Annotated in this window: 18 protein-coding genes and 1 tRNA gene; 7 read left to right on the forward strand and 12 right to left on the reverse strand. The window is 41.4% G+C overall.

Features of this window, described 5'->3' with window-relative positions; translation table 11 throughout:
- On the reverse strand, positions 1 to 512 hold a 512-nt coding region (locus IMPJCBKJ_RS08845; RefSeq protein WP_206004177.1), incomplete at its 3' end, for a transposase domain-containing protein.
- Positions 513 to 704: 192 nt separating this feature from the next.
- Positions 705 to 780 (reverse strand) — tRNA-Ala (locus IMPJCBKJ_RS08850).
- Between the two features lie 165 nt (positions 781 to 945).
- Between IMPJCBKJ_RS08850 and IMPJCBKJ_RS08855 the strand changes: the two genes are divergently transcribed.
- On the forward strand, positions 946 to 1,332 hold the full coding sequence (locus tag IMPJCBKJ_RS08855) for a hypothetical protein (RefSeq protein ID WP_054563498.1): 387 nt from the start codon (positions 946 to 948) through the stop codon (positions 1,330 to 1,332).
- A complete protein-coding gene (locus tag IMPJCBKJ_RS08860; protein WP_058583962.1) occupies positions 1,333 to 1,833 on the forward strand; it encodes a prolyl-tRNA synthetase associated domain-containing protein in 501 nt (166 codons plus the stop codon).
- Here the strand turns inward: IMPJCBKJ_RS08860 and IMPJCBKJ_RS08865 are convergent.
- On the reverse strand, positions 1,800 to 2,936 hold the full coding sequence (locus IMPJCBKJ_RS08865) for an MFS transporter (RefSeq protein ID WP_166339850.1): 1,137 nt from the start codon (positions 2,934 to 2,936) through the stop codon (positions 1,800 to 1,802). The two genes, IMPJCBKJ_RS08860 and IMPJCBKJ_RS08865, sit on opposite strands and share 34 nt — an antisense overlap.
- 71 nt (positions 2,937 to 3,007) lie before the next feature.
- Here IMPJCBKJ_RS08865 and IMPJCBKJ_RS20830 point away from each other — a divergent pair, with 71 nt between their 5' ends.
- The 5 genes from IMPJCBKJ_RS20830 (at position 3,008) to IMPJCBKJ_RS08885 (ending at position 6,217) form a co-directional block, all read left to right on the forward strand.
- Positions 3,008 to 3,130, forward strand: a complete 123-nt coding sequence (locus IMPJCBKJ_RS20830; RefSeq protein ID WP_267237900.1) for a hypothetical protein — start codon at positions 3,008 to 3,010, stop codon at positions 3,128 to 3,130.
- Positions 3,131 to 3,168: 38 nt separating this feature from the next.
- Complete coding sequence (locus IMPJCBKJ_RS08870) at positions 3,169 to 3,708, forward strand: DUF2058 domain-containing protein (RefSeq protein ID WP_063701878.1); 540 nt, start codon at positions 3,169 to 3,171, stop codon at positions 3,706 to 3,708.
- 103 nt (positions 3,709 to 3,811) lie between these two features.
- Positions 3,812 to 4,135 (forward strand): c-type cytochrome, encoded by a 324-nt coding sequence (locus IMPJCBKJ_RS08875; protein ID WP_054552448.1) that lies wholly within the window; start codon positions 3,812 to 3,814, stop codon positions 4,133 to 4,135.
- A 129-nt stretch (positions 4,136 to 4,264) separates the two neighbouring features.
- Positions 4,265 to 5,032 carry a class II aldolase/adducin family protein gene (locus tag IMPJCBKJ_RS08880; protein WP_054552449.1) on the forward strand — a complete coding sequence of 256 codons (768 nt, stop codon included), beginning with the start codon at positions 4,265 to 4,267 and terminating at the stop codon, positions 5,030 to 5,032.
- Positions 5,033 to 5,041: 9 nt separating this feature from the next.
- Positions 5,042 to 6,217, forward strand: a complete 1,176-nt coding sequence (locus IMPJCBKJ_RS08885; RefSeq protein WP_054552450.1) for a mandelate racemase/muconate lactonizing enzyme family protein — start codon at positions 5,042 to 5,044, stop codon at positions 6,215 to 6,217.
- 66 nt (positions 6,218 to 6,283) lie between these two features.
- Here IMPJCBKJ_RS08885 and IMPJCBKJ_RS08890 read toward each other — a convergent pair whose 3' ends face one another.
- The 9 genes from IMPJCBKJ_RS08890 to IMPJCBKJ_RS08930 form a co-directional block, all read right to left on the reverse strand.
- The gene (locus IMPJCBKJ_RS08890; protein ID WP_166339852.1) at positions 6,284 to 6,658 is read right to left on the reverse strand and encodes a hypothetical protein; all 375 of its coding nucleotides are present in this window, start codon (positions 6,656 to 6,658) and stop codon (positions 6,284 to 6,286) included.
- A 9-nt stretch (positions 6,659 to 6,667) separates the two neighbouring features.
- Positions 6,668 to 8,215, reverse strand: a complete 1,548-nt coding sequence (locus IMPJCBKJ_RS08895) for a S41 family peptidase (protein ID WP_166339854.1) — start codon at positions 8,213 to 8,215, stop codon at positions 6,668 to 6,670.
- A 46-nt stretch (positions 8,216 to 8,261) separates the two neighbouring features.
- A complete protein-coding gene (locus IMPJCBKJ_RS08900; RefSeq protein WP_166339856.1) occupies positions 8,262 to 9,104 on the reverse strand; it encodes an amidohydrolase family protein in 843 nt (280 codons plus the stop codon).
- Positions 9,101 to 9,826, reverse strand: a complete 726-nt coding sequence (locus IMPJCBKJ_RS08905) for an SDR family oxidoreductase (protein ID WP_166339858.1) — start codon at positions 9,824 to 9,826, stop codon at positions 9,101 to 9,103. The genes IMPJCBKJ_RS08900 and IMPJCBKJ_RS08905 overlap by 4 nt, the downstream gene beginning before the upstream one ends.
- A 9-nt stretch (positions 9,827 to 9,835) precedes the next feature.
- The gene (locus IMPJCBKJ_RS08910) at positions 9,836 to 10,324 is read right to left on the reverse strand and encodes a peptidylprolyl isomerase (protein ID WP_166339860.1); all 489 of its coding nucleotides are present in this window, start codon (positions 10,322 to 10,324) and stop codon (positions 9,836 to 9,838) included.
- 63 nt (positions 10,325 to 10,387) lie between these two features.
- Positions 10,388 to 11,884 (reverse strand): LysM peptidoglycan-binding domain-containing protein, encoded by a 1,497-nt coding sequence (locus IMPJCBKJ_RS08915; protein ID WP_166339862.1) that lies wholly within the window; start codon positions 11,882 to 11,884, stop codon positions 10,388 to 10,390.
- A 28-nt stretch (positions 11,885 to 11,912) separates the two neighbouring features.
- Positions 11,913 to 12,899: an MBL fold metallo-hydrolase gene (locus IMPJCBKJ_RS08920; protein WP_166339864.1), complete on the reverse strand. Its 987-nt coding sequence runs from the start codon at positions 12,897 to 12,899 to the stop codon at positions 11,913 to 11,915.
- A gap of 68 nt (positions 12,900 to 12,967) precedes the next feature.
- Positions 12,968 to 13,255 carry a cell division protein ZapA gene (locus tag IMPJCBKJ_RS08925; RefSeq protein ID WP_054552457.1) on the reverse strand — a complete coding sequence of 96 codons (288 nt, stop codon included), beginning with the start codon at positions 13,253 to 13,255 and terminating at the stop codon, positions 12,968 to 12,970.
- Positions 13,255 to 13,485 carry a hypothetical protein gene (locus IMPJCBKJ_RS08930; RefSeq protein WP_054552458.1) on the reverse strand — a complete coding sequence of 77 codons (231 nt, stop codon included), beginning with the start codon at positions 13,483 to 13,485 and terminating at the stop codon, positions 13,255 to 13,257. The genes IMPJCBKJ_RS08925 and IMPJCBKJ_RS08930 overlap by 1 nt, the downstream gene beginning before the upstream one ends.
- Positions 13,486 to 13,688: the final 203 nt, after the last annotated feature.

The raw sequence follows: 13,688 nt of genomic DNA on the forward strand, positions 1-13,688 counted from the left end.
GTGAGTTCCATTTGACAGACCATACGAATTTGAGGAAAAGCCGATTCGCGTTTGTCATTGTGCAACTTACCAAATGCATCATTGTTAGCTGGCGTGTCTTCTGCACGCCACACCACGCCATCAACGCCAAGTAAGGTTAATCCACACCAGTTTGGATGTGGTGTGTCTTGATGCCAACGGGATTGAGTCATATTAAAGATATGACGAATAGATTCCGAGCCTAAACGCTGTCTTGCTTGAACAATCGCACTAGGAGCTACAAAAGGTTTCTTACTTGGTAATACAATATCAAGACGATTAATGACCTGAGTCATAGGCATATCTCGAAACAATGCGCTGCCAATCACACTCCAGACCATTAGCTCAAGAGGTAGCCTGCGCTTCCTGAGTGTTGCGACCCCAGACTCTGCAAGTGCTTGTTGTATTAAAGACTCATCCAGTATTTCCGACAAGCTGTGAATATTAGAATCGATAAATGATGAAATATTGGCGAAGCTATGATTAAGGGGCATAAAAAAATCCGATGACCTGTGATCATCGGATTTTGATCCTATTATGCCAAATGTCAATTGCTTAACTGATCGGCATTGGGGCTTTGCTCGGTTTTTTTGTGTCTAAAACAAATAAATAAAATGAATAGAAATATGAATATGAGTTTGTTTAGATATTTAATTTGGCAGATTGCCTAAAGAGAGGTAGGAAAGTGGTGGAGCTAAGCAGGATCGAACTGCTGACCTCCTGCGTGCAAGGCAGGCGCTCTCCCAGCTGAGCTATAGCCCCACATTCCTAAATACAGGATGCTTAAGTCTTGCGTCTCAAGCGGGGTGAACTTTAAATATTTTTGCATTTGTGGTCAAGTATTTTTTTTAAAATGTTCGAATTTTTACTCTGTAGTTTTATTTTTGGTAGACTAAAGCGCATTCACTGTTTAAGGCTTATCCAATAATGAAAAAAATAGCATGGCTTTTGGTTGTTTTACTTGCCGGTTGCGCAAGCCAACAAGAAGCGCCTCCTTTTGAAATCAATAATAAACAGTTTTACGAAAAGAATGACGAGCAAGGCAATAAAATCTTTGCCTATGTGGTGTCAGTTAAAGCACAGGGCAGACGCCCGATTAATCTCGATAAGCCAATGACACGCCGGCAGTTTAAAGATTTTGCCGAGCAAGAAGTATTTGAAGAGTCGAGCAACTTAAAACTTATGCTAGAAGACCAAGCGGTTGAATTATTAAATGAAGAGCTTAAAGAGCGACAATACTGCGACGATAAACACGTTATTGACGAAGTATTATGGCGTGATTTAAGTGTGCAATTACGAGGACGTTGTTTGTAAATGTATGCAGATAAAAGCAAGTTAGCTGCTACGCTAGCTCAATTAGATATTAATTATGATGTGATTGAGCATCCACCATTACACGGCAGCTTAGATGCCGATAAGTTTATGCTCGATAGACCGGGCACTCGATTAAAAAACCTGTTTTTACGAGATAATGAAGGTAAGCGCCACTTTTTAGTGATCACTGCTCACGATAAGCAGCTCGACTTAAAAGCCATTGCTCAGCAGCAGGGGTTATCTCGCTTAGGGTTTGCATCTGATGAGCGGTTAGCGCGTTATCTTAAAGTGCCACCGGGCTGTGTTTCTATGTTGGCACTGTTAAACGATAAGCAAAATAATGTCACTCTTTGGCTAGACCAAGAAATTTGGTTTAACGAGCTTTTTCATTGTCACCCTTTTGAAAATACCGCCACTTGGCTGATGAAAAAAGAGGACTTAGAGCTGTTTTTTGAAAGTACTGGGCATCAACCACGTATTGTATTTCTACCTGCCAAATAAACTAAGCTTAAACCTACTAAGCAGACTAAAAGTAGCACGGTCATAAAGGCAACTTGGCCGTGTTGCTGATATACCAGCCCTGGCAATAATGAACCTAATGCCCCACCGCTATAATAAAACGAGACATAACCGCCATTGGTGACACTTGCAGGTGCGCTGCTGATTTTATTTACCAGTGGAGCGGCACTTGAGTGGATCACAAACATTGCACCGCAAAAGCCAGTAAAAGCAATAACAAAAAGTAATAACTGTTGGCTCATCAATAGCACCATCGTCAGGCTATAGAATACAAAAACCCAGGTTAATAAACGCCAAGGTGTTGATGACTTTCGTAACAGCCAAGGTGTGGCTATGGAAGCCAGCGCGCCTAACAAGTAGCCGCTGTAAACCAGTCCGATGTCTCGGGTGTTAGTGATAGCAAAACTGTCTTGCAGAATGAAAGGTAAATAATTTAACAGTGCCGCAAAACAAAAGAACATACAAAACACCGCTCCGTAGAGCTTTAATACCAACGGATCTTTTAATTGCTTTAGATACAACAGCGGCGACTTTGCAGCATGAATACTCGCGCCTTTACCTGATTTAGGAATGGCGAGTGCAAATAGTACTAACCCAAGCGCAATCACATAATAAAAACTTTGCCAGCTCAAAAAGTCAGTAAACAAGGCGGCGAGCATACGTCCGAAGTAGCCACCAACAATGGTGCTGCCAATGTAAAGCGTCATGTTACGTTGTAATTGGTCAGCCTGAAAAGTCACACCAATATAACTGGTCATGGCAGTGAGCGCTGCGGGTAGGGTGATCCCTTGTATAAAACGAACCAGTAATAGCAACTCAAAGCTTGGTGCTAAAGTAAAAGCGATACAGCTGATTGCTAACACAAACATGGCAATCTTTAAAATTGTGAGTGGGTTTCGCTTAGCTAAAAACAAGCCATACACTAAAGGAGCAATGGCTAGTGGCAACATAGTTGCGGTCATTAAGCTACCAGCAGTGGCTGGCGATACAGAAAAATGACTGGCAAATAATCCAAGTAAGGGTTGTGGGGCGTATAAAACAAAGAAAATAAACACAGAGCAAAGTAACAAATGTCGCAGCTGCATTTTTAGCTCCCAAGAGGAAAAGCCCTAGCTTATCGGGTACAGGTTTTTTTACAAGTTCAAAGGCGACTAAAATGATAAATCTTGCGTTAAATCAATATGTCATGATTTCATCGCGTGTTAATCTCACATCAATATACTCGATTGCTGTGAATCAAGTGGGCTCAGTACTGTTATTTGTTGGCAGAGCTGATTAAAATAACCCTAATACGCATTAATAAATTGGAATTTCGTCATGGGTTCATTACAAGATCAATTACTTAAAGCTGGTCTTACTACGGCACATAAAGCTAAAGTAGCCAAAACAGAAAAGCGCAAACAGCAAAAGAAGAAAAAGAAAGGCGCCACGAGTAATCCTAGCGATCTGCAAAAACATATTGAACAAACTAAGCTTGAGCAGCAGAAAAAAGCCGACGAGCTTAATAAAGCGCGTTTAGAAGAGCAAAAGCAACGTGAGCAAGTAGCGCGCGTTAAACAGATTTTAGAGCATCACAACCAAGATGAAATCCGTGGTGATCGCACATTTAACTTCACTTATCAAAATAAAGTGAAAGAGCTCGAAGTAAATGAAAAAACACAAAAGGCCCTAGCTGGTGGCCGATTAGCAATTTGTGTTTTAGAAGGCCAATTTTTTGTACTGGAAGACGAACCAGCACGAAAAGTCGCTGAAGTCAGCGAAGACTACATAGTGTTCCATGTTGAGCCTGAAGATAAGCAAAAGGATGAAGATGATCCGTATGCTGATTTTGAAGTACCTGATGATTTAATTTGGTAGTGACTGTTTCTATTGCCGTTACAATTTTCGGGTGCAATATTGTTAAATCATGGTCTACACTAAAGAAAATGTTTAATAACCCGTCAAAAAAGAGAAAATAGATATGAGCAAGATCACGAAAATTTTATGTGGGGCTGGCATTGCAATGGCTGCAAGCCTATCTTTCAACACTATGGCTGCGGATGGTGCAACACTATACACAGCTAAGCTTTGCCAAACTTGCCACGGTGCAGAAGGTAAAGCGCCTATCATGCCTCAGTACCCTAAATTAAATGGTCAAAATAAAGAGTACTTACTAGCACAAATGAAAGACATTAAGTCAGGTGCGCGTAGCAACGGTATGGCTGCTGCGATGAAAGCAATGGTTGCAAACGTATCTGAAGAAGAAATGGCTGCAATTGCTGATTACTTATCACAAGTAAAATAAACACCATTTTAGCGTGAAAAGGCCACATCAATTGATGTGGCCTTTTTGTATCACCTATTGATCATCTATTAATAGTAATTTAGACTTCTATACATCTATTTGTGCAGTGTCACATATACAAGGTTTTCCATGTTTGACTTACCAAAACTCGATTTAAAAAATAAAGTATCTGAACAAGAATGGCAGCTTCGTGTTGATTTAGCAGCATGTTACCGTTTAGTTGAGCACTTTAGATGGGGGGATTTAATTTATACCCACCTATCGGCACGTTTACCGGGTACAGATCACTATTTAGTTAATGCATTTGGTCTTAGTTTTGATGAAGTGACGGCATCAAACCTTGTGAAGGTGGATTTAGCTGGCAATATTCTTGATGACACGCCATTTAAAATTAATCCGGCTGGTTTCACTATTCACAGCGCTATTCATGAAGTTCGTGATGACGCTCACTGTGTTATTCATTTACACACAAAAGAAACCATTGCCGTTGCAACGCAAGAAAAAGGCCTATTGCCACTTAGCCAATACTCAATGTTCTCATTGCCATCATTGTCTTATCATGGCTACGAAGGGTTAGCGGTAAACAGTGATGAGAAAAAGCGTCTACAAGATGATTTAGGCACCACTAATCACATGTTATTGGTTAATCACGGTGGCTTAACTGTTGGCCCAACGGTGGGGGATGCCTTTATGCGCTTTTATGATTTGCAGCGCGCCTGTGAAATTCAATTGGCTATTCAAGCCAGTGGTCAAACGGCAATCCCGGTACCACAACCTATTATCGATAATATTTATAATCAAGCGAATGTCGTGCATAGCGGCAGCACCGGTGGTCAGTTAGCTTGGCCAGCCATGTTGCGTAAAGCTTATCGTCTTGATCCTAGTTTTGCTCAGTAAGGAGTAACCATGAAAGTTAATCGCGTCGAAGTGTTCGATATTCATTGTCCAGACAGACCTGCTTGGACACCTGTTTTTGTGCGTATTCACACCGATGAAGGTATTAGCGGTGTGGGTGAAGCGGGTCTGGCTTATGATTTAGGTCATAGTGCAGCTGCGGCAATGATCAAAGAAATGGCTGATGCCTTTTTAATTGGTCATGACCCATTTCAAACAGAAAAACTGTGGTCACGAATGCTGCGCGAAAGCTTTTGGGGTTTAGGTGGCGGTCCTGTTGTGTATGCAGCAATGAGCGCCATTGATACTGCACTTTGGGATATTAAAGGTAAAGCATTAGGCTTGCCTGTTTACCAACTATTAGGTGGTAAAGTTAACGATAAGCTACGTACTTATGCATCACAATTACAGTTTGACTGGGACAGCGAATTTAAAGCGCTTGTTCACCCAGAAGAATACGCAGAAGCAGCGCTTAAGGCGATGGCTGAAGGGTATGATGCGGTAAAAGTTGACCCAATCCAGTACGATAAAAACGGCAATACTTATTACGATCGCACTAACATTATTTCTCGTGCAGAAATGAAATTATATCGTGCGCGTATGCAGGCTATTCGTGAAGCGGTCGGTGACGAAGTTGACATTATTTTTGAGTGTCACAGTCTACCAGGCGCAACATCAGCAATTCAAATTGGTGAAATTGCTGAAGAGTTTGATTGTATGTATTACGAAGAGCCTGTGAATTACTTAAATCATTCATTACACGCAAAAGTTGCTGACAAAGTAGCGGTGCCAATTGCAGGTGGTGAACGTTTGTATAACCGCTGGGGGGTGCGTCCATACTTAGAAGATCAAAGTATTGATGTGCTACAGCCAGACTTAGGCCTGTGTGGTGGTTTCACTGAAACTAAGAAAGTGTGTGATTATGCTGATATCTTTGATGTGCGTATTCAAGCTCACGTGTGTGGCGGCCCAGTAGCAACTGCAGCTTCGTTACACTTAGAAACTGCGATTCCTAACTTCTTAATTCACGAACATCACACCTACGCGATTAAGAAATGGAACCGTGAATTGTGTATTCAAGATCCACAACCTAAAAATGGTTTCTTCCAAGTATCAGAAGAGCCAGGTATCGGTATTGAATTAAATGATGAAGTCGTAATGCGATCTCAACGTGTTGAGATTAAGTAATATTCACCAACATATTATAAAAAAAGCCCGCAAGGGCTTTTTTTATATCTACTTTTTAGCTTTGAATTAATCAACTGGTTTGCATTTCACCAAAGGAAGAGGCTCGGTCGCTTTACTATCTAAATGGCGCACAAAGCATATTTGGTTTTTAATAAGTAGCTCAAAGCGTTCTGGCATTGACAGTTGCTTGCCCATTATAAGGTTACCTTGCCCATCCATTACATTCATACTGTCAGTGACAAGCACACTGGTATTCATAAAAGCATCATCAGCAACAGCAATTGGCTTGCTGTGCATCAACCTTGCGATGCCTTGCGCTATTAGTTCACTTTGCGGCTCAGTAAGCCGTGCATGTTGCAATTTAGGTGTAGGCTCTTGGCTTTGAGCACTACAGCCTAGTAAGGTCAAAAGCATTAATAAGTTAGCTAATTGAACTCTCATGATTCGCTCCTATTGCTTCAATATTTTACTTTGTTGAAGCAAGGTTGAAGTTCGTATATCACGTACTTGCGGCGTATCGTTATAAGTAGCAGGTGCAAAGCCTTGCTCACTGACTGTTGAAGTAGCTACTGGACAGCGTCCATTCTCTCGATAGCTAAGTGCAGCACTGAGCATTGCTTCATTTTCATCGCCTAGTTGGTGAGTGAAATCATCAGCAATTGCACAGCCTGGGATTTTTACAGGTTGAAATTCACTATCGTTGCTGTTTTGTGGTGAGAAACCATCAGCATACTCACCAAACCCTTTATCATTGACGCCAGTAAATTGAATACTGAAGTATGTGGTATCGCAATTATCAGTTGGATAAAAACCATAGGGTTTACCGCAAGTTGTTTCGCCTATTTGAATTACTTCTATATTAGCGCCCCTAAGGCCATTGATCACAGCTTCACTTGCTGAGCAGGTGCTGTCTGTTGTAAGCACGAAGACTCGCTCTAAATTTAGAGAAGGTAACGAAGTACCAGGCGCAATCGCAGGATTGTCTGCAAAACCTAAAAACTCATTAGTAAACTGAACAGGCTCTAAGCGCTCCCCAGTAATAGGGTTAAAAGTTGGGTGTTGATCATTAAAAATAGTCTGTTCAAATATTTTGCCACTGGTATTACTCTCGCCTGCCACCATATAAGCAACCTGACTTGCCATTTGAAGGAATCCGCCTGGGTTGTAACGCATATCAATAATTAAATCTTTAACATTACTTGCTGCTAAGCTGTTAAATGCGTCGTACAGAGGTTTTTCTGCAACTGCATTATGGCGATTAAACTGGAAATAACCCACTTCACCATCCGCAAATGTTTTAACGTTACTAACTGCTTGGCCAGTAATAGTTTGTGCAGTCATGCTCACTTCACGAATTTCACTGGTATTTATATCTCGAAATACAAATGAAGTAACTTTGCCGGACTCAGATGGAAATAGGCCTGCATTCAATATATCAACCTCTGCTTGGGTCGTTGCATTTACAAAGTCGACACCATCCACTTCGATTACTTCTAATCCTCGGCCAAGATTCAAGTTTGATGCAGGAGAGTTTGGCTCAGTATAGGAAATAATGCCTTGGCGGGGGGCGCCCGCACTTATCAATCTAAGTTTGAAACCATAACCAAAAGATTGCCCTGATTGGCTTTGAGCTTGCCATTCAGCTGTGGGTAAACTACTGTGGAAATTATCTTTTTTAGCACCTGAATCTGTAGTGTTTTCAGTTTTTAATAAAGCGAAATAATTTAATACCCCTTCAGTTAGTGCGGGGTCTCGATCAACTATTTCGTCATACCACAGATAAGTTTCATGACTCCAAGCTCGTAACCAATGCTTCTCATTGAGTGCTTGGCATTGTTGATCAAATTTGCTTGATGGCTCAAATACACCTTGAGTCCAAGTGATGTCTTCACTAGCAATTACGTCTGAATCTGAACTGCCGGAACCACCGCAACCAACTAAAATCAGTGAGCAAATAAAGGTACTACTTGCCATCGGTTTTTTTAAAGCATTAAACATAAAACAGAGTTCCAGATAAATTAACTTATTTGAATATAGCTAGTTTTTAAGCAATTAGATAGATTTCGTAGGCGTTTTTATAGCTAAGTTGATGCCATAAACTCGGCAGCGAGCACAGTGAGTGATAGTGTTGCCAGCAGTTTTCGTAAATAGTATTTATTTGGCATACAGGAAAGTTACTGGCAAACATAACGCGATGCTCACCAAAGTACTTAACTAAATTATCAACCAGCCATAGGTGTTTGTTTGTGGCAATTTGTGTGAACTCCAACCCTGAGAACTTTATCGCGATATTATCGCAGCGGCTGAGTTTAATGATTGCTTCAAGCCATCTTTGCTCATCACTAATAAAGCCTAAATGATTAATCACCACTCGTAGTGATGGTAGTGCTGTGCAATACTTAATAAGCTGCTCAGTTATCTGTATGTTTTCAATTTCAAACTGTGCTTCAAAGTGTAAGTTTTCGGCTGCGATAAAAGCTAGATTATCTAGGCAGTGGGGAGTTAATAAGCGCCTAGCTTCATCACCTTCTGTTATATCGCGAATACCAACTAAAGATGGATGTTCTAACTTATTGAGTGACGCTTCAAATTGCTTGGGAGATGCGTCAATCGGGCTGTAGCTGATTGCGCGATACGGAATGTCGTCTAAATGCGTTGCAAGCCAATTGAGCTCATTAATTGGTGCTTGATTATCAAAGCCAGCTTCAATATGCACCAAGGCTTCTAGTTGAAATGGACAAGCAGCTTTAAGTTCAGAAGCGACAATTTGCTTTTTAATTTTATCTAGATTTGGCCAAGCGGGGGGATTACTACCTTGTAGCCAAGTGTATTGACCCTCAGTGAGGTTAAAAAAGTGCACATGAGGGTCAATAATTTTGTCGCTCATTGCGTGGTGTATCCACCATCAATACTTTGTAAGCTGCCAGTAATAAAGCTCGCTTCTGGGCTTATTAAAAAATTAACCAAAGCAGCAATTTCTTCGGGTTGCCCTAAACGGCCTAACGGCTGCAGCGCGGCTTCTTCAGCAACAATCTCTGCTTTATCTGCACCACTGCGCTGACAGTAGGCATCAATCGCATTATGAAACAGTGGTGTTTCTATTGTACCTGGGCACACAGCGTTAGCACGAATGTTAAACGCGGCATAATCCAGCGCTGTCGTTTTTGCCATTGAAGCCAGTGCATGCTTGGTCAGGTTATAAGCAAACGAGTTTGGTTTGCCGATAATTGCCTGATCAGAGGCAACCAATACAACACTGCCGCCTTGCTGGCTTTTCATGCTAGGTAATACAGCTTGAATTGCGGCATAGGCACCTTTCACATTAAGCGCAAACAGGGCATCAAACGTTGCTTCATCAGTATTTTCAATGTTGGCACTTAAATGACGACCCGCATTAGAAATTAAAGCATCGACACGACCCTCTTCTGCAACAATATCGGCGATAGCCGACTTCACTTGCTGAGTATCACTGACATCACAGTGGCGATAATTGCCCTCTGATGGGGTAATATCTAAGTTATAAACTGTGTAGGCTTCACGCTCTAAACGCTCGACTATCGCTTTGCCAATACCTTTACTGCCACCGGTGACAATTGCAACGTTTGTCATTATTTACCCTTAGTGGCTGTGGCCACAACCGCCTTCACCGTGCACGTGGCCGTGAGATAATTCTTCAGCTGTCGCTTGGCGAACATTAATTACTTCAACGTCAAATGTCAGCGTTTTACCTGCAAATGGATGGTTTAAGTCACAATCTGCATTGAAACGACCTACTTTAACGATAGTTACTTGGTGACGACCTTGATTTGAATGAACGATAGCAGTCATACCTTGCTTCCACACTTTTGTGTTGCCTTGTAAGTGCTTAAGTGGAATACGTTGAATTAGGTTATCAACGCGCTCGCCGTAAGATTCGCTAGGCTCAAGTGTTACGCTAAAATTATCGCCAGCCGCTTTACCTTCAAGGGCTTTCTCAAGACCAGGAAGCATGCCTTCAGTACCATGGATATATGAAAGTGGCTCGCCATCTTTACTTGATTCGATTTGCTCGCCTGCTTCACTAAGTGTGTAGTGAAACTCAACTGCTGCGTCTTTACTGATCTGCATGTTATTTCTCTTTAGAATTTAAATATAGGCGCTGATTTTACGCTAACCACAAGTGCTGAGCAATCAAGGCTTTTTCAATGAGCTTTCAATCCCTGACAGCATGGTTTCACTTGCTGGCACTTGTGGCTCAGTTGGCTTAGCTTGTGGTAAGTGCAATGTTAAAATAGTACCGGGTTTTAAAATGCTGGTAGCGCTGAGCTTATTCCACGTTGCAATATCTTTATGCGGTACATCATAAAGTTGACTAATACTCCAAATTGAGTCTCCAGGTTTAACCTGATAGTCGATAGCGATTGTAGAAATGACTTCTTCATGTTGCTCAAGGTAGGGACTGATATTGTAATCAACCAATAATGATTCCGGCATGGTTTGTGGTTGTGATAAGCGCAATTGTTCACCTACCTTAATCAAATTTGTTGTTTTATCGTTGAGAGTTTTTAGATCTTTTACAGACATTTTAAAACGCCTTGAAATACTGTAGAGGGTATCGTCTTTTTGTACTGTGTATTCTCCAGCAAAATTGTTGCGAAACAGTTTGCTTTGTAACAGCGTACGGCGCTCTATTGGCAGAAGTAAAGTATGTGGGCCATTCGGGGAACTTTGGTTTTTTAAATACCCTGGATTTAATTTATGGAGCTGATTATGGCCGATGCCAGATAAATTAGCGATCACCGAAAAATCAAATTGTTGGCCTACATCAAACTCTGTGGTGAGTGCTTTATTCGCTAATTTCGGGCGTTTTAAACCTTTTTCTGGGTGCTTTAGTAAATAGCTAAGCGCCAAAAGTTTAGGAATATATTCAGCGGTTTCTTTTGGTAACGATAACGACCAATAATCAGTTTTCTTGCCAAGCTTTTTATTTTTTTCGATCGCTTTTTTAACGCGTCCTTCACCACTGTTATAGGCGGCAAGGGCATGCAGCCAATCACCATCAAAGCGTTTATGTAAGTAACTTAAATAAGCTAATGCGGCATCGGTTGAAGCAAGTATGTCTTGGCGGCCGTCATACCATTGGTCGCTTTGCACACCAAAATGATAAGCTGTCGCGCCGACTAGCTGCCAAACACCTACCGCTTGCTCTGATGATCGTATTGTTGGTCTAAAATCACTTTCAACAAAGGGTAATAAGGCCAATTCCATCGGTAGCTTTTGTTGTTCGATACGTGTGACGATATGATACAAATAAGGTGCCGCACGTTTATTTACTTTAATTAGGTAATTGGGTTGTTTTAAATACCATTTTACTCGTGCAGATGTATGTTTATTGGTTTGAAATACCAGCGTTAAATTGTTGGCGATATGCTGCCACAGATCTTTCGCGCGAGGCTTTGCTAGTGGAATATTATTGACTGCTATGGGCGCAGCAATAGGGCTAGGTTCGACAGCCGTTGAATCGACAAACTCACTAGGTGCTTGTTGGGTTGTTAAATCGGGCTCGTAATGGCTAAAAATCTCCGGCCTTGCCCGTTGCTGTTCTGTTTCTTGCTGAGTTAGTTGGCATCCTTGTAAGCCAATAAACAAGCTCAGCAAAAGTAAATATTTCAAACTTACTTGAGCCATATAATAAAATCCTTTTACTATTTTAGCCCTATTTTGACAACTTGCCCTGTTTAAGTCCAGCTTCTAAAAACATAGAAAACGCTCTTTCACCCACTTCATCTAGCTGGTATTGCTGTTTTATCTCAGTAGGAAAAAGCGGAATTAATTCACTAACGGGCTTATCTGGTGAGGAGTTTGTCATCTCTTGAATGGTTTTTAAAAACCTTAAAGGGAGTGCAAGTTCAGCAGGTGTCAGTGGCTTACCGTGACCCGGTAAAATAGTTGTCAGTGTGGTATTTTTTTGAATATCTTGCAGCGCACTTATCCAGCTAGAAAACGAGCCATGTCCTGGGTAGGGTAAGCTGTCGACTATATCGCCACCCAATAGCACGCGACCTTGATCGGCACTAAGGGTCAGATCACCCTTAGTATGCGCTTGGTAGGGTGTAATAACGATGGGGTAGTTACCAAGGTCTAGCTGTGTTGATTCAGTAATGTTAATAGCTGGTGGGTTCAGGGTGAGCTCTCGCCAGCGAAATAAGCGTTTTTTAGCAAGTTCTAGTTTGTCGCGCCAAACTGCTTGCTGATCTTTAGGTTGATTGGCAAGGCGTTGATAGCTCAGTTCTATGCTTTTTTCATAACCATCTAATTTATCAGTCAATGCTTGCTGCATTGCAACAAACTCAGTCGCTACTTGCTGATGTACGATGAGCTTAGCTTCAGGGAACTCAGCCTGTAAAACGGCCAAGCCTAGTAGATGATCATCATGATAATGACTCGCCACCAAATAACATAATGGTGTTTTTAAGCGTTTTTTTAGCTGCTCTGCGAGCTTTTCTACTTCGGCAAAGTTACCACTGGCATCAAACATTAAGGCACATTCTTTACCCTCTATCAGCACTTGATTCGAATCGTAAAAACGCAGCTTATTTTGTTGTTGTAGAAATTGGATTTCGGGAGTGATGCTATGCCAGCTAACGCTTGCTTTGGCGCTATAGCTTACGAAAAGACAGATTAAAAAAGCACAAAATCGCATGGTGTTTCGCTCGAATAGGTGTCAGTGCTGTTGATTGTAAACAAAAAAAGCGCCAGATGCGCTTTTTTCTAAATACTAAGGTGTTGGCTGAGCTTATCTATTAAGCTGTCATGTTGTTGCTCTTGTTCAGCTTGTTGCGATTTTACTTCAAGCAATTCATGACTTAGATGCAATGCTGCCATCAGCAACGCTTTTTGGTCATTGCGAACCGATGAGCGTTGTTTCATTTGCTCCACTAAGTCATTCAAATTTTGTGCAGCAGCAACTAGGGCATGCTCTTGCCCAGGAGGGCAAGAAAACTCATGTTCTTTACCTAGTAGCTCTACGGTGACCCGCTGACTTTGTGGGCTGCTCATTAGCTAGCCTGTTGAACGCTTTGTAATTTCTCAAGCAGTCCAGTCAATGTGCTGCTTGTATCTTTTTGTTTCTCTTCGTTTTCGAGTACTTCTAGTTGCAGAGTTTCGTTCTCATCTAAAAGCTTAGCGGTTTGTTCTTGTAAGCTTTTAACTTCACTTTCAAGTTCGCTGTTGCGAAGGATTAATTTGTCGATCAGTTGTTCGAGTTGGGAAAGAGTTTCGTTATTCATAAATGCGCTCATAAAACTGTGATTATTGTCATGCAAATGTAAAGGAAAGTGTCTAGATATGCCAGCATTTACGGCCGTTTTAGGGGATTTTTATTTATTATTAAGGTGTAATTCAGCGTAGCGGCTTTTTTATTCATTTATGATTCACCAAAGCGCCAGATGCTAGGATCATTTTCTGTTTATCATGTACAATATGGCTATTC

Origin of the sequence: Pseudoalteromonas sp. MB47, from assembly GCF_011319765.1 — a bacterium.
GTDB lineage: Bacteria > Pseudomonadota > Gammaproteobacteria > Enterobacterales > Alteromonadaceae > Pseudoalteromonas > Pseudoalteromonas simplex.